Origin of the sequence: Aureimonas altamirensis (genome assembly GCF_023702225.1) — a bacterium.
Lineage (GTDB): Bacteria > Pseudomonadota > Alphaproteobacteria > Rhizobiales > Rhizobiaceae > Aureimonas > Aureimonas altamirensis_B.
This window is the reverse complement of record NZ_JAMQCO010000005.1, coordinates 222,552-241,173: the sequence shown is the minus strand read 5'-3', so window position 1 is coordinate 241,173 and position 18,622 is coordinate 222,552. Positions and strand designations below refer to the sequence as shown.

Sequence of the window (18,622 nt, the reverse complement as noted above, 5' to 3'; positions counted from 1 at the left end):
GGCCTTCAGTCTTGCCGAAACATGGCAAACAAACTGTTAAACCTGCGGTTGCCGCCTGTCACCTGTCGCCAAGGTCTTGCCGCCGTCCGGCGACAGGGCCGGGACAGCCGGCTGCGACAGCCGCGCACGCCATGTTCCCTCGCCGACCAGCCGTGCGATCACATCGCCGAGCGCACGCGCCACCGCTTCGCTGCCCCGCGGGTTGACGGTTCGCTGCGACACGACGACCGACAGGCGCCAGGACGGCGTTGGATCGCAAATATCCAGCGCCACCATCTCGCCCCGCGCCAGCTCGTCCAGAAAGGCGAAATGCGGCATGATCGCGCCGAACCCTTCGGAGGTGACCAGCCGGGCGATGGCGGGAAGGCTGTCGCAATCCAGCGCGTCTGCCGTAACGCCGCGCCGCGCCGCCAACCGCTCGACCACCGTCCGCAGCGCGTGCGGGCGGCCCGGCAAGACGAGCGGCATGTCGAACACCCGGTCGAATGCCACCTGACGGCGCCGGGCCCAGGGATGGCGCGGCGATACGAACAGGCACAGATCCTCGACGACAAGCTCCGTCCAGGCGACATCCTCATAGGCCCGATGATCGTAGAGCAAGGCGACGTCCAGCCGTCCGCCCTGTACGAAATCGTCCAGATAGCCCGACATCGCCTCGACGATATGGAGTTCGATGTTGGGCCCGCGTTCCGCGAGTTCCCGGAACAGCGGCAGGGACAGGTTGCGTGCGGCCGAGGTCGGCAGGCCCACCGATATACGCCCGCGCGGATGCTCCCGGCGCGCATTCACGACTTCCCGGGCCCGCTCGACGCCGGACAGGATCCGCCGCGCATGGTCGTAGAATTGCTGGCCGAGTTCGGTCAGTGCGACGCCGCGCGCATGGCGGGACAGAAGCTCGACGCCGAGCTCGTCCTCCAGGTTCCGGATCTGCTGGCTGAGCGAGGGTTGCGAGATACGCAGCGTTTCGGCTGCACGGGAGAAGGTGCCGCTGTCGGCAATCGCGACGAAATATCTGAGTTGCCGAAAGTCCATCCGCCTCGACCTGCGTTCGGAACTACCTATGGTTACTCGAACGTCATCTGTCAACTTGCTCAAGGTATAGGCAATAGCCTAAACAATGATCATTCAATTTTGAACTTGGGTATTAGCGCCATAGAATAAGTGATGCTTTTCAAAGCAATGAAATCGCCGGATTTGCCGCATTTTAACGCAGACGGTTTTGTCACCGCAATAACATCAATGAATTCAACGACGGCTGTCGATGCGACGTCCCATGGTTTGCATTGTCATAGGAGCATCCTATGGGCAGTGATCGGTTTTTCGTCTTTCCGTTTCCGGAACGGCTCATGCACAGTCGCGGCACGATACGACGCCCAGAAGGTCTTTCCATGAGCCGCTTCCTGATCCGCGATCCGCGCGAACTTCTTCTCAGGCCGACACGCAGAACCGTGCTTCAAGGCGCGGGCGCGCTTGCGGGTTCGGCTGCATTGGGGCTCGGAACGGGAGCCTCCATGGCGCAGGAGAACGTCCTCAACATCCTGACGTGGCCGGGACACGGCGACCCGGCCTTCGTCAAGCCGTTCGAGGACGCGCATGGCGTGAAAGTCGTCGCCAAGGAATATGTCGGTGGGGAGCCGATGCTGGCGCTGATGAACCAGTCGCCCCCCGGATCGTTCGACGTCGTCCTGGCCGATGCGGAATATATCGGCATGCTGCAGGATGGCGGCTTCATCGACGCTCTCGACCCCGCCGACTATCCGCTGGCCGACTACTGGCCGGAATTCCAGAAGTTTCCTCTGCACTGGGTCAACGACGAGCTCTATTCCGTCATGATCCGCTTCGGCTATCTGGGCCTCGCCTACCGGACCGACATGCTGAGTGCCGAAGACGTCTCGTCCTACGAGGCGCTGTGGAACGAGAAGGTCAAGGGCAAGGTCGGCTTCTTCGACTGGTACCTGCCCACCATGGGCTGCCTCAGCCTGTACGACGGCAACGCATCGCCGTTCGACATCGACGAGACGGCCTACGAGAAGCTGACGGAAACGCTCTTCTCCCTGCGTCCGCAGACCAGCGGCTTCTATTCCATGGCCGACCAGTTCGCCATGCTGACCAACGGCACGGCCGCCGTCATTCCCGGCATCGGCGACTGGGTCGTGCTTCTGCTGCAGAACGAGGGCGTGCCCGTGGATGCCGTCGTGCCGGAACAGGGCGGCATCCAGTGGACCGAATCCATGTCCATCGTCTCCAGCTCCACCAAGAAGGACCTGGCCAGGAAGTTCATCCAGTATGCCAGTTCGCCGGAAGGCCAGTTCCGATCGGCCCGCCTGCCGGCCTACTGGGCTTCCATCCCCAACAGGAAGGGCTGGGAGATGATGAATGCGCAGGCGCCCGAGGACGCCGTGAAGCTGCGCCACACCTTCGACGCCCGCAACGTCATGGACGAGTACAAGGAAGGCAAGATCCACATCCGCCAGACGCCGGTACAGCAGGATATCGAAACCTGGAATGATACCTGGTCCGAATTCAAGGCGATGTAACGAACGGCCGGCCGGATGACCGTGCGCCGCTCCCGCTTCGGCCTTGTCCTCGGCCTGCCCATGTTCCTGTGGCAGGCCGCGTTCTTCGTGGCCCCGCTTCTCTTCCTGGTCGCGATGACCTTCTGGTCCGTGCGCAACTTCCGCTTGCGGCCGGACTTCACGCTGGCCAATTGGGAAACGGTGCTCTCGGCCGGCTTCTTCCAGAGCGCCTTCGTCTACACATTCGTCCTGTCCGCGCTCGCCGCGCTTGCCGTCAGCCTCTTCGCCTTCCCGGTATCCTACGCCCTGGCGTTCAAAGCGCCGGCACGCTGGCGGCTGCTGCTGGCCGGCCTGCTTCTGGTGCCCTTCTTCACGAGCTTTCCGGTCCGCATCTATTCGATGCAGATCTTCTTCAGCCCGTCCGGCATCATCCATGCGCTCGTTACGCCATTCGGCCTCGATGCACCTTCCGTCCTGAATACGCCGGCGGGCACCTTCATCGGCTATCTGACGCTGACAGCGCCGCTGGTCATCCTGCTGCAAACCATAGCGCTGGGCGCGGTCGACAGGACCCTGGTGCAGGCCGCACACAACCTCGGCTGCGGCCGCATGGCGACCGTATTGCGCATCGTCGTGCCTTCGGCACGGGTGGGGCTGGTCCTGGCTGCCGCCTTCGCCTTCATCCTGTGCTTCGGGGATTACATCAGTCCGCAATTTCTGGGCGGATCCAATCCGCCGACCCTGTCCATCCTGATCGCCGACCAGGTCAAATCCGGCAATCACTGGCCCCGCGCGTCGGTCGTCGCCGTGGTGATGATCCTGACGCTCACCGCCGTGCTCGGCATCCTGATGAAGCTCGCCTATGGAAGACGCCCGTCATGAAGACCGACACGACGGGTCGCATCATCAATTGCCTGCTGTCCGCCTGGGCGGCGGTAGCCTTCCTGTTCATCTTCGCGCCGATCCTGTCGACGGTCGTCTTCTCCTTCAACGCGGACCGCTTTCCCTCGCTGCCGTGGGGAGGCTTCTCCCTGCAATGGTACGAGGCCATCTTCGCCGACGCGACGGTACGGCGCGGGCTCGGCAACAGTCTCGTCGTCGCAGGCTTCGCGGCGGTGATATCGACCGCGCTCGGCTTCACCGCCGCCTATGTCGATTATCGCTATCGCTTCTTCGGCAAGGCCGTCTACATGGCGCTGGCCACGCTGCCGCCGACCGTGCCCGTCGTCATCATGGGCGTGGCGATGCTCAGCTTCCAGGGCCGCATCGGCCTGTCGGGCACCATTCCCGGCCTCGTGGCCGCCCATGTGGTGATCTGCGCGCCTTTCGCCATGGCGCTCATCCGCATGCGGCTCGCCGACCTCGACAAGGATCTCGAACCCGCCGCCTGGAACCTCGGCTGCGGCCAGTGGATGGCGTTGCGCCGGATCGTCGTCCCCTTCGCCATGCCGGCCATCGCCGCTGCGCTGCTCATCACGGCTTCGGTCTCCTTCGACGAATTCATGGTCGCGTGGTTCATCTCCGGGCTCAACGAAACGCTGCCCGTCCGTGTGCTGGCCATGCTGCAAGGACAGGTCAGCCCGCGCATCAACGCGGTCGGGGCGCTCGTCTTCGCCGTCTCGATCGTGCTGGTGGCGCTGGCGCAGCTTATCGCTGCCCGGCGGCTGGCGGCTGGCCGCATCAAGGGAAACAATCCATGACGCAAGCCATGCTGGAGCTGTCCGCCGTCGGCAAGAGCTATGACGGGCAGATGGCGGTGGAGGATGTCAGCCTTGCCGTGCACAAGGGCGAGTTCATCGCGCTGATGGGGCCGTCCGGCTGCGGAAAGACGACGACCCTGCGCATGATCGCCGGGCTGGAACGGCCGACGCGCGGCGACATCCGCCTCTGGGGGCGGCGCATCAACGACGACCATCCCTGGGCCCGCGATACGCCGCTGGTCTGGCAGAACTATGCCCTGTTTCCATTCATGACGGTGCGCGACAATGTCGAGTTCGGGCTCAAGCAGCGCTCGGTCGAAGCCGCCATCCGCCGCATCAAGGTAGACGAGTGGCTGGAGCGAATGGGCATCGCAGCGCTTGCCGGGCGGCTGCCGCATCAACTATCGGGCGGCCAGCGCCAGCGCGTGGCGCTGGCACGGGCCTTGGCCACCGAGCCGGAGCTGCTGCTGCTCGACGAGCCGCTCAGCGCCCTCGACCCGCATCTGAAGGTGCGCATGCAGGCGGAGCTGGTCCGCCTGCACCGGGAGCTCGGCATCGCCTTCGTCTGCGTCACGCACAGCCCGTCCGAGGCTTTCGCCATGGCCGACCGCGTCGTCATCATGAACGAGGGCAAGGTACAGCAGGTCGGCGCGCCCCGCGCGCTCTATCGCCGTGCCGCAAACAGCTTCGTGGCCGAGTTTCTCGGCGGCTCCAATCTCGTGCCCGGCACCGTGCGGCAGGATGGCGGACGCCAGGTCATCGATACGGCCATCGGCACGTTCGGCATCGCCGGGCCGGCGGCCTCCCCTGGCCCGGCGACCCTCGTGGTGGGCGCGGACAAGATCGTGCTGTCGTCCGCGGCGCCCGCCGATGGCGGCGTCGCGGCAAGCGTGGCCACGACCGATTTCAACGGCGCGTCGCTGACCGTCTTCCTGGAATGCGCCGGCGGGCAGGAGCTGAAGGCCGTGGTGGCCTCGGGCGCCATCGAGGCGCAAGCCTACCTGCCGGGCGCCAGGGTCTTCGCAAGCTGGCGCGACGATTCCGGCTACCTCATCACAAACTGAAGGCGTTCAATCCATGAGCATCCTGATCAAGGGCGCGACGATCCTGGCCGGCGGCCAATCCGGCATGGAGCCCTTCACCGGCGACATGCTGGTCGAAGGGGATCGGATCGCGGCCATCGGCACAAACCTCGACGCAGCCGAGGGCACCCCCACGCTCGACGGCGGCGGCAAGCTGGTCATGCCGGGCCTCGTCAATGCGCATCTGCATTCCAACGAAGCCCTGTTCAAGGGCCGCTACGACAACATGCCGCTCGAAATCTGGATGCTCTATTCCTACCCGATCCGCGCCGCGAAGGCGTTGCCGCCGCGCCTGGTCTACCTTCGCAGCATGCTGGTGGCGATGGAATCCCTGCGCACCGGCGTCACCTGCATCACCGACGATCTCTACGAAAGCCCCCGTTCCGAGCTGGAACTCATGGGCGCGGCCATCGACGCCTATGACGACGTCGGCATCCGGGCCACGGTTTCGGCCCATGTGGTCAACCGCAACTTCCTCGACACGATTCCCTTCACGCGCGATTACGTATCGCAGGATCTGCAGGACGAGATCGGCCGCCTGATCCCGATGTCCACGCCGGACTATCTCGCCTTCGTGAAGGAGGCGCATTCCCGCTTCCATGGCCGTTCGGGCCGCATCCGCACCATGCTCGCCCCCTCCGCCCCGCAACGCTGCACGGTGGACCTGATGCAGGCTGCCAACGAGCTGGCGAAGGAATGGCAAGCCCCGTTCCATACCCATATCGTCGAGACCAAGGTGCAGGGCGTCACGGGGCCGGAGTTCTACGGCAAGTCGCTGATGGCCTACATGGACGACCTTGGCCTCCTCAACCCATGGACGACGATCGCCCATTCGATCTGGGTCAGCGACGACGACATCGCCCGCATGGGGCGGGCCGGCGTTTCCGTTGCCCACAACGCCATCTCCAACCAGAAGCTCGGCGCGGGGACGGCTCCGGTGCGCAAGCTCATCGAGGCCGGCGTCAACGTCGGTCTCGGATCGGATGGCATATGTTCCAACGATACGCCGCGCATATTCGACGTGATGAAGGCTGCCGGCCTGATGCACAAGGTGAACAACCCGGACTGGAAGCGCTGGCTGACGGCATCCGAAGTCCTGCATGCCGCAACGCTCGGCGGAGCGCGCACTGCGCTGCTGCAGGATGAGACGGGCTCGCTGGAGGCCGGCAAGAAGGCCGACTTCCTGGTGCTGGACATGGAGACCGCCAGCTTCACGCCGTTGAACGATCTCACCCAGCACCTCGTCTACTGCGAGAACGGATCCTCCATCGAGAAGGTTTTCGTCAACGGCGAGATGGTGGTGGATGGCGGACGCCTGACCAGGGTGGACGAGAGGGCGCTGCTGGCCGAGCTGCGCGAGATGATGCCCGCGTTTCAGGAGTATACGCTGGGCGTCGAAGCCGCCAACCGCGCGCTCGAGCCGGCCTTCGAAAAGGTCGTCAAGCGCTGTTACGGAATGGACGTCGGCATGACCCGGTGGGCCTCCGATGCTTGAAACGCACCCGCTCCGCATCGCGGACCTCACCTCCTACGATTTCCGACGCCTCGTCCAGGAAGGGCCGCCGGTGGTGCTGCTGCCGGTCGGCTCCATCGAGCAGCACGGCCCGCATTTGCCGCTGTCGACGGATGTCGTCCTGCCCGAGGAGATCGCCATGCGCGTCGCCGCGCGAATGGGCGCGCTCGTCGCGCCGCCCATCTCCTACGGCTACAAATCCCAGCCGAAGACAGGCGGCGGCAACCATTTCCCCGGCACGCTCAGCCTCGACGCATCCACGCTGATTGCCGTGCTGCGCGATGTGATGAACGAGCTCGTGCGTCACGGCATCCGCCACATCGTGGTGTTCGACGGCCATATGGAGAACCAGTGGTTCATCACCGAGGCGATCGACCTGATGCTGCGCGACCAGCGGCGCGAAGGCATCGACACCGTCCGCGCGATCAAGCTAGGCTACTGGGAATTCATCACCCCCGAAACGGAAGAGATCCTCTTCCCGGACGGGCTCGTCAGCTGGGCGCTCGAACATGCCGCCGTCATGGAAACCTCGGTCATGCTGCACCTGCGGCCCGACCTCGTACGGGCAGACCTGATACCCGATCATCCGCCGGCGGAGTTTCCGCCCTTCGACCCCTATCCGTTCGACCTGTCGACCATTCCAGAAGATGGCGTTCTCAGTTCCGCGGCAAGCGCCAGCGCGCAAAAGGGGCGCGTGGTGGTGGAGCAGGTGGTGCCCGATATCGCCGCGGCGCTGTCGGCCTTCTTCGCGAAGGCCGGCGGCTAGCGGATCGCGGCGTTTCCACTTTCGCTCGATCTGCTCTACATGGGTTCCGGACTTAAACCACACGAAGCGGCCCATGACAGACCTACGCCTCATGGCGCTCGACGCCCAGGACCTACAGATCATCTCGGCATGTTGCCAGGACGCCGTCATGAAGACGCAGGATCTCACCTTCGAGCCGCATGGCAGGCGGTTCGTCATCGTGATGAATCGCTTCGCCTGGGAGGCTGCGGACGAGCGCAAGGGGTTTGCTCGGTTTCGCCGGCGCAGCCGCGAGCGTCGCCGCTCCGTCCTGCATTTCGACCGTGTCGTTTCGGTGCGGCAGCAGGGCATCGCCACGAGCATGCCGGACGAGGTGCTGGACCTTCTCGCAATCCGCTTCGAAGAGACGGACGCGCCCTCCGGCGTCATCGAGCTTGTCTTTGCCGGCGACGCTACGATAAGGCTTCAGGTCGAATGCATCGAAGCCCAGCTGTCCGACCTCGGAGCAGCCTGGAGCACGGATGCGGTGCCCGACCACGACCGGGCCTGACGTTTTTAGGGAGTATCCTGTGCCGATCAGGCTGAATGCGGGGGAGCCGGATTTCGAAAGCCGCTTCGAAACCTTCCTGGGGACGAAGCGCGAAGCCTCGCCCGATGTCGAGGAGGCCGTCCGCAGCATCATCGCCCGGATCCGCTCGGAAGGCGATGCAGCACTCGTCGATCTGACACGCCGCTTCGATGGACTGGACCTTGCCTCCAGCGGTTTGCGCGTCGGGCCCGAAGAGATCGCCGCCGCGGTCGAGGCGACGCCGCAGGCAACCATGGATGCCCTGAAATTCGCGCATGAGCGAATCCGGCGCCACCACGAGCGGCAGCGCCCCGCGGACGACCTCTATACGGATGCGCTGGGTGCCACGCTCGGCGCGCGCTGGACGGCGATCCGGTCGGTGGGCCTGTACGTACCCGGCGGCGCCGCCAGCTATCCGTCCTCGGTCCTGATGAACGCCGTGCCGGCGGTCGTGGCCGGTGTCGGCCGCATCGCCATGGTGGTTCCGGCGCGCTCGGGGGAATTGAACCCGCTGGTGCTGGCGGCGGCGCACCTTGCCGGCGTCGACGAAATCTACCGCATCGGCGGGGCGCAGGCTGTGGCGGCGCTCGCCTACGGCACCGAGAGCATCGCGCCCGTCGCCAAGATCGTCGGTCCGGGCAACGCCTATGTCGCGGCAGCCAAGCGGCAGGTCTTCGGCACGGTGGGCATCGACATGATCGCCGGCCCGTCGGAAGTGCTCGTCATCGCCGACCGCGACAACAATCCCGACTGGGTCGCGGCCGACCTCCTGGCGCAGGCCGAGCACGATACCGCGGCGCAGTCGATCCTGATCACGGATGACGCCAGCTTCGCGCAGTCCGTCATGGAGGCCGTGGACCGGCAATTGCGCCGCCTCCCGCGCGAGACAACCGCCAGGGCAAGCTGGGACGATTTCGGCGCCGTAATCCTGGTGCAGGATCTCGAGCGCGATGCTCCGCTGCTGGCCGATCGAATCGCCGCGGAACATCTGGAGATCGCCACCGCCGAACCGGAGCGCCTGCTGGATCGCATCACGGACGCCGGCGCTGCCTTCCTGGGCCGGCATACGCCGGAAGTCATCGGCGACTATGTCTCGGGGTCCAACCATGTCCTGCCCACGGCCCGTTCGGCGCGCTTCTCGTCGGGGCTCGGCGTCCTGGATTTCATGAAGCGCACATCCGTCCTGAAGCTGACGCCCGAAAGCCTCGCGGCCCTCGCGCCGGCAGCGGTGGAACTGGCGCGTGTGGAAGGGCTGGACGCCCATGCACGCTCGGTGTCCATCCGGCTGAACATGTCCTGAGGCGGCGATGGACAGGGGGGAACACGGCAGGCTGGTCGACATCGAATTGGACGAGACGATCGGCCGTGCCACCCCGGACGTCGAGCACGAGCGCGCCGTCGCCATCTTCGACCTGATCGAGGAAAACCGTTTCGAGCCGGCGGGCATGGAGCCGGGCGGCCTCTACCGCCTGCGTCTCGCCTTGGTGGAGAAACGTCTCGTCTTCGATATCCGCGATCCGGACGGCCGGAAGCTGACGACCCACATCCTGTCGCTGACGCCGTTCAAGCGCATCATTCGGGATTACTTCCTGATCTGCGACAGCTATTACGAAGCCATCCGCTCGGCGACACCCTCGCAGATCGAGGCCATCGACATGGGGCGTCGGGGCGTCCACAACGACGGCTCAGAGCTTCTGCGCGAGCGCCTGTCCGGCAAGATCGTTCTCGACACGGATACGGCGCGGCGCCTATTCACCCTCATCTGCGTGCTGCATTGGCGGAGCTGACGCGATGACGACGGGCACCACCCTCCCCGGCTCCATCCTGTTCGTCTGCGGCATGAACGCGATCCGCTCGCCGATGGCCGAAGTCCTGGCGCGCAGCCTTCTGCCCGGCAGCATCTACATCGCCTCGGCAGGGGTCAAGGACGGCCAGCCGGACCCGTTCGTGGACGCGATCCTGCGGGAAGAGGGCCTGCCCCCCGTCAGCACGCCGCCCCGTCGCATGGCGGATATGGAGGACGGGTTCTTCGACATGATCGTCACCATGTCGCCCGAAGCGCATCACTACGCGCTGGACCATACCGGAGGCGAGGCCGTGACGATCGAGTTCTGGCCGATGCCCGACCCGTCGGCCACCACCGGCAGCCGCGAACAGATCCTCGATGCCTATCGCGACGTGTTCCACCGGATAGAGGCGAAAGTGCGCGACCTGCGGGCCCGGAGCCTGCCCTCCCCCGCCTGAGGCGCCAGGGCCTTCAGTCGACGAAGGATTCGATGGCGCCTTGCACCTCGGATAGGCCGACGCCCTTCTCGGACGAGGTGGACAGGATTTCAGGGTAGGCTGCGGGCCGCTTGCGGATGGCTTCCTGCGTCGCGGCCATCAGCTTGGGAAGGGCCAGGGCGGAGATCTTGTCGGTCTTGGTCAGCACGATCTGGTAGGACACGGCGGCCTTGTCCAGGAGGGCCATCACGTCCGCGTCGTTCTTCTTGATGCCGTGGCGGGAATCGATCAGCACGAAAACGCGCTTCAACGAGGCCCGGCCGCGCAGGTAATCGAAGACAAGGCGCGTCCAGGCGTCCACATGCTCTTTCGGCGCCTTGGCATAGCCATAGCCGGGCATGTCCACCAGGGCGACGGGCGGCAGGTCGTCCGCGCCGCCGGAATAGCCGTCCGGCACGAAGTAGTTGAGCTCCTGCGTGCGGCCCGGCGTATTGGAGGTGCGCGCCAAGCCCTTCTGGCCCAGCAAGGCGTTGATCAGCGAAGATTTGCCGACATTCGAACGGCCGGCAAATGCCACCTCGGGCGGGCCCTCCGGCGGCAGGAACTTCATGGCGGGCACGCCGCGGATGAACACCCATGGCCGCTTGAAGATGAGGCTGGTCTCTTCCGACACGTTCCGTCAGGCCTCCGAGCCTTTTCGTCGGAACATGCCGCGCAGATTGTCCCACAGCTCGATCTTGGCGCCGTTGCGCTTCATGATCACGGATTGCTGGATGATCGACAGGAAGTTGTTCCACGTCCAGTAGATCACCAGTCCGGCGGGGAAGGACGCCAGCATGAAGGTGAACAGGATCGGCATCCAGGTGAAGATCATCTGCTGGGTCGGGTCCGGCGGAGTCGGATTCAACTTCATCTGCACGAACATCGTGATGCCCATCAGGATCGGCCATACGCCGATCATCAGGAAGTGCGGCAGCGTCAGCGGAATGAGGCCGAACAGGTTGAAGATGCTCGTCGGATCCGGGGCGGCCAGATCCTGGATCCAGCCGAAGAAGGGCGCGTGCCGCATCTCGATGGTGACGTAGAGCACCTTGTAGAGCGCGAAGAAGACGGGGATCTGCACCAGCACGGGCCAGCAGCCCGCGGCAGGGTTGATCTTCTCTTCCTTGTAGATGCGCATCATCTCCTGCTGCTGCTTCATCCGGTCGTCGGCGTATTTCTCGCGCAGCTCCATCATCAGCGGCTGCACGTTCTTCATCTTCGCCATCGACTTGTAGCTCTTGTTGGCGAGCGGGAAGAAGATGAGCTTCAAGAGCACCGTCACCAGCAGGATGGCGACGCCGAAATTGCCGGTGAAGTTGTAGATCCAGTCGATGACGTAGAAGAGCGGGCGGGTCAGGAAGCGGAACCAGCCCCAGTCGATCAGGCGGCTGAATTCCGGTATGCCGAGGCTTTCCTGGTAGCCGTCGACGAGGCTGACGACCTTCGGCCCGGCGAAGGTCCGGGTCAGCAGTTCGCGGGTTTCGCCGGGCTGCAGGCTGACGGCGTCGCTCAGATACTCGGTCTGGTAGCGGCCGCCATTGTCGGGCGAGAAGCGGAAACCGGGCTGGAAGGGCGCGCTGGTATCCGGAATCAGCGTCGTCGCCCAGTATTTGTCGGTGATGCCGAGCCAGCCGTTGGTGGTCTGCGGCGGGCTGACCCTGCCCTCTTCCTCGATCTTGGAATAGGTGACCTCGTTGAGGCCGCTTTCGCCGAGATAGCCGATGAGGCCCTCGAACACGACCCAGGCCGAGGCGACCTGCGGCTTGGAATGGCGCACGACGCGCCCGTAGGGCTGCACCGAAACCGCGGCGTCGCCGGCGTTGGTGATGCTGTCGGCGATGGTGAACATCGCGTTCGGATCGACGGAAATCTCGCGGACGAATTCGATGCCGCGCTCGTTGGTGTAGGTCAGGCGGATCGGCGTTCCCGGCGTCAGCGTCTGGCCGTCCTCGGCCTGCCAGCGCGTCGTCGGGCCCGGCAGGGCGCCGAGATCCTGCCCGGTATAGCCGAACTCGGCGAAGTAGGCGTCATGGCCTGCCTGCTCGGGCGACAGGAGGACGATGGTGGGCGAGGAATCGTCCACCGTCTCATGGAAATTCTTGAGGCGCACATCGTCGAGACGGGCGCCGATCAGGTTGATCGATCCGGACAGCGACGGCGTATCCAGCGCGACACGGGGCGAGGCGGCGATGGCGGCCTCCCGCGACAGCGTATCGACCTGCGGGGCGGCCTGCGGAATGCTCTCGCGGCCCGCGGGCGCCACGGCCTGTTCCTGCGGGGTGCCGGCGGGAACGGTGGGCGACTGCAACGATCCCTCCGCCGCAGTGGTCGTCGCGGCGCCATCCTCGCTCATGCGGGGGCTGATGACGAAGAACTGCCACCCGACGAGGACCGCGATGGACAGCACCATCGCCAGAAGAAAATTGCGGTTGTTTTGCATCATTCACGTTCCCGGTGGACGGGCCCTCTGGCCGGAACGGCCGCCCGCGTCGCCCCGCGCCACTTTTCGAAACCGTGCGGACAGCTCCGCCCCGATCCGGTCGAAGGGTGCTGCAAGAAGATCGCGGCGCGCGACGATCACATAATCGAAGCCCGGCACCATGTCAGCCCCGGAATGGACACGGATCGCTTCACGAAGGCGTCGGCGGATGCGATTGCGTTCGACCGCGTTGCCGACCTTGCGCGTGACCGTCAGTCCGTACCGGGCCGGGGCATCGTCCGGGCGTTCCAGAGCTTCGATAAAGAACAAAGGGCCGTTCAGACGACGGCCCTTGCGCGCGGCCAGAAACTCGGACCGCTTCTTGAGTCGCTGCACCACCCTGGCAGTGCGTGCGCCGGCGGCCGTTGCCTCAGGCCGACAGGCGCTTGCGGCCCTTGGCGCGGCGCGACGCGATGACGCGGCGGCCACCGGTGGTCGCCATGCGCGAGCGGAAGCCGTGACGGCGCTTGCGGACGAGTTTGCTCGGCTGATAGGTGCGCTTCATGTTCTTATTCCGCGGCGATATCCGCGGACCCCTTGGTTCGACAGGTCTCTATATAGACTTTGGCGGACGGGGCGTCGGACATGCTTAAGCACTCTGACGCGGGCTGCCACCCGCTCTGGTGCGGCGCTTATGGAAAATTCGTGGACGAAAGTCAATTGCGCCTTCCTATTCTGCAGCCCGAAAGCCTAAGAAGTACGAAGGCGCGATGGCCGTTTGCCGGTATCGGTTGCGGAATCGGACGAGGAAGGTTCTGAGAGGATATTGGATGACGGGCGCCAGGGAAGAGGCGAACGCCCACCGGCCCAAGCTGCCGCGCCGTCTTTCGACGCGCATCCTGTGGTTCACCATGATCTCGATCATGCTGGCCGAGGTCGCGGTGTTCGTGCCGTCCGTTTCCAAGTTTCGCCGCGACTGGCTGTACACCAAGGTCGAGACGGTCGCGGCCGCCAGCCTTGCGGCCGGCCGCAGTTCGGGCGGGCCGTTCGGCCTGATGACGCCCGAGGACGAGGCGGAGCTTCTTCATTCGCTCGGCGCGCAGCTCATCGCGGTCGAGTCGCAGGGCATGTCGCGGCTGCTGGCGCGGGCCGAGGAAGTCGGCCCGGTCGACCGCGAGGTCGACCTTGCGACCGAATCCGTCCCGGCATCGATCCGCGCGGCCTTCGACACGCTGCTGTTCGGCGGCCAGCGCACCATCCGCGCCCTCGGCCCCATCGGCGACGGAACGATGACGGCGGAGGTCGTCCTCATGGAGCAGCCGTTGCGCCGGGCGATGCTCGTCTATTCGCGCAACATCTTCACCATCTCGCTGCTTCTGGCCAGCTTCGCGGGGCTTCTCGTGTATCTCGCCATCAGCCGCTACCTGTTGCGGCCCATGCGCCGCATGACCGAATCGATGGTGCGGTTTCGGGAAGAGCCCGAAAATCCGGCGCGCGTCATCGCGGCCAGCAGCCGGGACGACGAGATCGGCATCGCCGAGCGGCATCTGGCCGACATGCAGGGCACGCTGCAACGGATGCTGCGCGAGCAGCGGCATCTGGCCGATCTCGGCCTCGCCGTCTCCAAGATCAACCACGACCTGCGCAACACGCTGGCCTCGGCGCAACTGGTTTCGGACCGCCTGTCGGACATTCCGGATCCGCAGGTGCAGCGCTTTGCGCCGACCTTGATCCGCAGCCTGGACCGGGCGCTGCATTATACGCAGTCGGTGCTGGCTTATGGCCGCGCGGTCGAGAGCAACCCGCAGAAGCGCGTGATTCGCCTGCGGCTTCTGGTGGACGACGTGTTCGACATGATGGCCGGGCTGGACGAGCGGGTTCAGTTCGCCAACGAGGTGCCCACGGATCTCGAGATGGAGGTGGACCCGGATCATTTCCACCGGGCCATCGCCAATCTCGTCCGCAACGCGATCCAGGCCTTCGAGAACGACGCCGACGAGGCGTTGGTCCGCCGGGTCGTGGTGGATGCCGCAGAGGTGGACGGCAACCGGGTCCGGATCGGCGTCCAGGACACCGGCCCCGGCCTCTCCGCCCGGGCGCGGGAACATCTCTTCAAGGCGTTTCGCGGTTCGACCCGGGCGGGCGGCACCGGGCTCGGCCTCGCCATCGCGGCTGAGATCGTGCAGGCGCATGGAGGCTCGATCCATCATGTGGAAGGGCAATCGCCGGGAGCGCGCTTCGAAATCGTGGTCGGCAAGCGCGACGGGCGGATGTGACGCATTTTTTCGGCCAGGGGCGCTTGCTTTCGCCGAGGGGAGCGGTTAGGAACCGCTCACACCGGTCGCGGGGCCTAGCCCCTGCCAACGCCGGATGCGCCCGTAGCTCAGCTGGATAGAGCACCAGACTACGAATCTGGGGGTCAGAGGTTCGAATCCTTTCGGGCGCGCCATATCAGTACATGTACAGCCCGAAAATATGGGTAACAGACCGCACCGAAGACATGGGTGACGCCCCATGCCGACGGCTTGCCGCCAGTTTCCATGGTCAGAAATTTATCGGGAGCGGCAAAGGCACCTGCCGCCCCCAAACCCTGCACCATGCTCTCGCATCAGGGAATGACCGTCCTCATCACCTCCCTGCGCCGTCGGCGATCCAGCGCAGGGCGGTCAGCGACGGCATGAACATGTATTCGCCGCCCCGCAGGCGGTTGAAGGTCGTCACCCCGTCCACGCGGCGCCGCGCCGGTTCTGCTGGAATGGTGAAGCTCCCCGGTTCCTCGTGCAAGCCGACGACGGGATCGCGCTCTTCGCCCAGATCCATGAAGTTGCCGCGGTTGATCCACTCCTGCTGGAGAAACTCGATCGTGTCGTAGGCACGCGCCGAGATGAAGATGAAGAAGATGCCGCGATCCACCTTGCCGTCGTCGGCCGCCGTCACGTCGCGCGACCATTTCGGGCCGAAGGTCGAGGAGCGGCGAATGATGCGATGGATATGTTCGTCCGTCAGGATCGTCAGGCGGTCTCCGCGCGGGTTCATCCGCCGCGCATGCGCGCCATGCGGACACACCATGCCCGCCTTGTCGCCCGCAAAGTCGAAGGCGTTGCGGCGGTCGGGGTCGGCGCCCAGCGCCGCGTCATCGGCTTCGGGCGACAGCGACAACGGCGCCCCCGAACGCCAGCGGCCGAACATCTTGGCGGCCAGCAGGTCCTGCGCCGCCTCGCCCTCGGCATGGCTGCGGACGAAATCGTTGAACGCCCCGACCCGGCTGTCGTACTTGCGCAGCACCACATAGGATCCGTTGCGCCCGAGCGCCTCGGGCTGCGGCATGGAAAGCGGCGATCCCGTCTCGCTGTCCTCGCCGAGAATGAACTCTCCCGACGCGATGGCCCGCTCCTGCCCCGGCTGCGGATCGACGCCGGCGCCCGCGATCGTCGGCTGCGAGATCGAGTCGCGAAAGCCGAACGGGTTCTTGGCGTCCTCATCGGCGCCGAAGCTGTGCGTGCCGATCAGCGTGACGCCCTGCGACGCGTCCAGTTCCGCCATAGCCTGACGGACCGCCTCGTCCAGCCGCTCCTCGTCCACCGCATAAAGGGTCAACGCGATATGGCAGTGGCCGTCGCGATAGGCCTCCTCCCACTGGTCGGGCGCATTCTCGCCGACGTCGCGCAGTTGTTCGGCGCGGGCGGCCATGCCTTGGCGAAATGCCAACGGAAAGCTTGCAAGGCTATCCTCGGGCACGCCGAGTGCCTGCAATCCCGAATGGCTGATCGCAACGCCGGTCCACGCCGTCAGATCCTCGGTCCAGTCGGCTGCGGCCGGAACATATGGGGCCAGCCGACCCAGGAGATCGCGGCCTCCCTCGGCGTCATCGACGCGCAGCATGGCATGCAGGCCGACATAGGGTTCGGGACGCTCGCGCAGGATCAGCGCCTGGATGTCCTCCAGTTGCAGCGTTACGCGGTCGGGGCGGAAGCGGTCCTTCAGGTGCTGGAGAATACCCATCAGTAATCGACTCCATGCGGCCGGGCGATCTGGTCCGACAGCGCCTTCAGCGCCTCGCGCGTGGCCGGATCGGCGTCCGCGTTGGCCGACATGGTGTCGAGAAACTTGTCCAGCGCCTGCTCCATCCGCTGGAGACGGCGCACATCGACCACCGTCACCTGCGGATTGGCCACGAACCAGCCCGCCGCGTCGATCTGAAGTCCTGCGATGAAATCCTTGACCTCGGGGGCAGCGATCCCCGGCCAGCCCTCGATATTGGCGAACAGAAGGTCCATCAGGTTCGGAATCTTGGTCGCGAAATCGTTGATGTAGGTGTCCCAGTCGCCGTCATAGGTGGTGGCGAACAGGATGCGCGTATCGTCGTCGAAAAAGACGAAGCGCATGTCATGCAGCGTCGACACCTTTTGCGCCCCGTCGAAATTCCCGCCCGTCAGGTTGAAGATGCGGCGCAGGCGATCGGCGCCGCCGGGCTTCAGATCGGCAATCGCAGTCAGTTCGGATACGTTGCCGGACTGGCGTCCCGCACGGCCGGCCGATTTGGAACTGCCTTCATAGAGCGGGTTGTGGTCGCGGATCAGCGCGTTGATCGCGATCTGCGCCAGCGTGGGGGCGTCAGCGGCCACTTCCGCCGCCACACGACGAAACTCGGCCAGCCTGGTTTCATCGTCCAGGCGCGGGTCTTTGGTATCGTTCATCGCACAATCTCCTTTTTGGTAAATTCGTCAGTCGGGTACGGCTTCGAGCGAAGTCGGCTCGCGCCGCTCCAGCGCGTTCAGCCGGTGGCGCTGCGCGGAGGAGGATTCGTAGGCCGCCTTTCGGATGCGCATGATCCCGCCGAGCGGCCGGTGGGCCGCCACGCCGTTCCATGGATTGAAGGCGAGATGATCGTCGCCGAACACCTGGCGGCCCGGCGAATAGGCGTCCTGCGGCGCGAAGGTAAGGGTCGCCACGGCGCGATGGGGCGACGTTTCAGGATCCCACAGGATGGCGGCGTCCTCGATCGGCATCGCCTGGGTATCCACGCAGAGTTGCGCGCGCAGTTCATAGCGGGCGCCATGCCGCGCAAAATGAGCCACGACCGCATCGCGCATCGTCGAAAAGCCGGGCTTGATCGCCTGGCCGGAAAGTGCTGCGACCTCGCCCAGCGGCGCCAGCGAGAGCTTGGCGACATGATCGCCGAACCGGATCGCGGCCTGGCTGTGGAACGTTTCGCCCAGCATATTGGCAAAGTCGCGCGCAAGGCCGTCGACGGTTGCGTTCGCAGTGCCGCCCAGCGCCTCGACGGCACCTTTGACCCCGCGCGCCGCCGCTGCGGTCAGACGCTGGAGCGTTTCCGGCGCACCGGCGTTCGTCTCCAGAAGGCCCAGCATCGTCTTGTATTTGGCGATGGTCCCGAAGGCGAGCGTGGGAAAGTTGACCATCAGGAAGTCCTGATTTGCCCCGCCCAATTCAGGCGACAGCCGCTCTCCCTCCACGCCGATCACCTTGATCGCAAAGCCGCGAGGGGCCGGCACCGCGTCGCTGTGGATGTCGCCCTGTGCAGACGACAGGCGCGCCACGACCTCATAGTCGCGCGGGGCGGCGAAAATGCCCTGCGCCAGTTCCGGCGACAGGCCGGCATGCACGGTCATGCGGCCCGTGATAACCGCATGGCTCTTGGCATGGGCATCGCGGTGGGCATGACGATGCCGCTCGGCATTGGCGGCCTGCATGGCCGCCATCCTTTCCACGATCTCGGTCGTCAGCGCCGCCTCGTCGGGCTGCGGCACTTCCAGGTCGGGGTGATATCTGATCGGCGCTCGTTCCATAACG

19 protein-coding genes and 1 tRNA gene are annotated in these 18,622 nt (G+C 65.3%); 12 read left to right on the top strand and 8 right to left on the bottom strand.

Annotated features, from left to right (window positions below; translation table 11 throughout):
• Positions 1–36: 36 nt before the first annotated feature.
• Positions 37–1,032: a LysR family transcriptional regulator gene (locus tag NDN16_RS10725; protein WP_251113613.1), complete on the bottom strand. Its 996-nt coding sequence runs from the start codon at positions 1,030–1,032 to the stop codon at positions 37–39.
• 356 nt (positions 1,033–1,388) lie between these two features.
• On the opposite strand from NDN16_RS10725, the gene NDN16_RS10720 reads away from it, so the two are divergent.
• The 10 genes from NDN16_RS10720 to NDN16_RS10675 all read left to right on the top strand — a co-directional run bounded on the left by NDN16_RS10720 (position 1,389) and on the right by NDN16_RS10675 (position 10,368).
• Positions 1,389–2,537, top strand: a complete 1,149-nt coding sequence (locus NDN16_RS10720) for an ABC transporter substrate-binding protein (RefSeq protein WP_251113612.1) — start codon at positions 1,389–1,391, stop codon at positions 2,535–2,537.
• 15 nt (positions 2,538–2,552) lie between these two features.
• Positions 2,553–3,398 (top strand): ABC transporter permease, encoded by an 846-nt coding sequence (locus NDN16_RS10715; protein WP_251113611.1) that lies wholly within the window; start codon positions 2,553–2,555, stop codon positions 3,396–3,398.
• Positions 3,395–4,216 (top strand): ABC transporter permease, encoded by an 822-nt coding sequence (locus NDN16_RS10710; RefSeq protein ID WP_251113610.1) that lies wholly within the window; start codon positions 3,395–3,397, stop codon positions 4,214–4,216. The genes NDN16_RS10715 and NDN16_RS10710 overlap by 4 nt, the downstream gene beginning before the upstream one ends.
• On the top strand, positions 4,213–5,280 hold the full coding sequence (locus tag NDN16_RS10705) for an ABC transporter ATP-binding protein (protein WP_251113609.1): 1,068 nt from the start codon (positions 4,213–4,215) through the stop codon (positions 5,278–5,280). The genes NDN16_RS10710 and NDN16_RS10705 overlap by 4 nt, the downstream gene beginning before the upstream one ends.
• A 13-nt stretch (positions 5,281–5,293) precedes the next feature.
• Entirely contained in the window at positions 5,294–6,793 is a 1,500-nt protein-coding gene (locus NDN16_RS10700; RefSeq protein ID WP_251113608.1) for an amidohydrolase family protein, read from the top strand.
• Positions 6,786–7,577, top strand: coding sequence for a creatininase (locus tag NDN16_RS10695; protein WP_251113607.1), 792 nt, complete (start codon positions 6,786–6,788; stop codon positions 7,575–7,577). Before NDN16_RS10700 ends, NDN16_RS10695 begins: the two co-directional genes overlap by 8 nt.
• 73 nt (positions 7,578–7,650) lie before the next feature.
• Positions 7,651–8,106, top strand: coding sequence for a DUF2948 family protein (locus NDN16_RS10690; RefSeq protein WP_251113606.1), 456 nt, complete (start codon positions 7,651–7,653; stop codon positions 8,104–8,106).
• A 19-nt stretch (positions 8,107–8,125) separates the two neighbouring features.
• Complete coding sequence (gene hisD / locus NDN16_RS10685) at positions 8,126–9,424, top strand: histidinol dehydrogenase (RefSeq protein ID WP_251113605.1); 1,299 nt, start codon at positions 8,126–8,128, stop codon at positions 9,422–9,424.
• Positions 9,425–9,431: 7 nt separating this feature from the next.
• Positions 9,432–9,911 (top strand): UPF0262 family protein, encoded by a 480-nt coding sequence (locus tag NDN16_RS10680; RefSeq protein WP_251113604.1) that lies wholly within the window; start codon positions 9,432–9,434, stop codon positions 9,909–9,911.
• A 4-nt stretch (positions 9,912–9,915) separates the two neighbouring features.
• Entirely contained in the window at positions 9,916–10,368 is a 453-nt protein-coding gene (locus NDN16_RS10675) for a low molecular weight phosphatase family protein (protein ID WP_251113603.1), read from the top strand.
• Positions 10,369–10,381: 13 nt separating this feature from the next.
• On the opposite strand, the gene yihA is transcribed toward NDN16_RS10675, so the two are convergent.
• Genes yihA through rpmH form a run of 4 tightly spaced genes read right to left on the bottom strand, consistent with a single transcriptional unit; the run spans position 10,382 to position 13,373 of the window.
• A complete protein-coding gene (gene yihA, locus NDN16_RS10670; protein WP_251113602.1) occupies positions 10,382–11,020 on the bottom strand; it encodes a ribosome biogenesis GTP-binding protein YihA/YsxC in 639 nt (212 codons plus the stop codon).
• A 6-nt stretch (positions 11,021–11,026) separates the two neighbouring features.
• Positions 11,027–12,829 carry a membrane protein insertase YidC gene (yidC, locus tag NDN16_RS10665; RefSeq protein WP_251113699.1) on the bottom strand — a complete coding sequence of 601 codons (1,803 nt, stop codon included), beginning with the start codon at positions 12,827–12,829 and terminating at the stop codon, positions 11,027–11,029.
• A gap of 3 nt (positions 12,830–12,832) precedes the next feature.
• The gene (gene rnpA, locus NDN16_RS10660; RefSeq protein ID WP_251113601.1) at positions 12,833–13,204 is read right to left on the bottom strand and encodes a ribonuclease P protein component; all 372 of its coding nucleotides are present in this window, start codon (positions 13,202–13,204) and stop codon (positions 12,833–12,835) included.
• 34 nt (positions 13,205–13,238) lie between these two features.
• Positions 13,239–13,373 (bottom strand): 50S ribosomal protein L34, encoded by a 135-nt coding sequence (gene rpmH / locus NDN16_RS10655; protein WP_039195429.1) that lies wholly within the window; start codon positions 13,371–13,373, stop codon positions 13,239–13,241.
• A gap of 265 nt (positions 13,374–13,638) precedes the next feature.
• Between rpmH and NDN16_RS10650 the strand changes: the two genes are divergently transcribed.
• Complete coding sequence (locus NDN16_RS10650) at positions 13,639–15,084, top strand: sensor histidine kinase (protein WP_251113600.1); 1,446 nt, start codon at positions 13,639–13,641, stop codon at positions 15,082–15,084.
• A gap of 96 nt (positions 15,085–15,180) precedes the next feature.
• Positions 15,181–15,257, top strand: a tRNA-Arg gene (locus NDN16_RS10645).
• A gap of 179 nt (positions 15,258–15,436) precedes the next feature.
• Here NDN16_RS10645 and NDN16_RS10640 read toward each other — a convergent pair.
• Genes NDN16_RS10640 through NDN16_RS10630 form a run of 3 tightly spaced genes read right to left on the bottom strand, consistent with a single transcriptional unit; the run spans position 15,437 to position 18,618 of the window.
• Entirely contained in the window at positions 15,437–16,810 is a 1,374-nt protein-coding gene (locus NDN16_RS10640) for a Dyp-type peroxidase (protein WP_251113599.1), read from the bottom strand.
• The gene (locus NDN16_RS10635; protein WP_251113598.1) at positions 16,810–17,505 is read right to left on the bottom strand and encodes a hypothetical protein; all 696 of its coding nucleotides are present in this window, start codon (positions 17,503–17,505) and stop codon (positions 16,810–16,812) included. Before NDN16_RS10635 ends, NDN16_RS10640 begins: the two co-directional genes overlap by 1 nt.
• Positions 17,506–17,532: 27 nt before the next feature.
• A complete protein-coding gene (locus tag NDN16_RS10630) occupies positions 17,533–18,618 on the bottom strand; it encodes a catalase family protein (RefSeq protein WP_251113597.1) in 1,086 nt (361 codons plus the stop codon).
• Between the last annotated feature and the right edge of the window lie 4 nt (positions 18,619–18,622).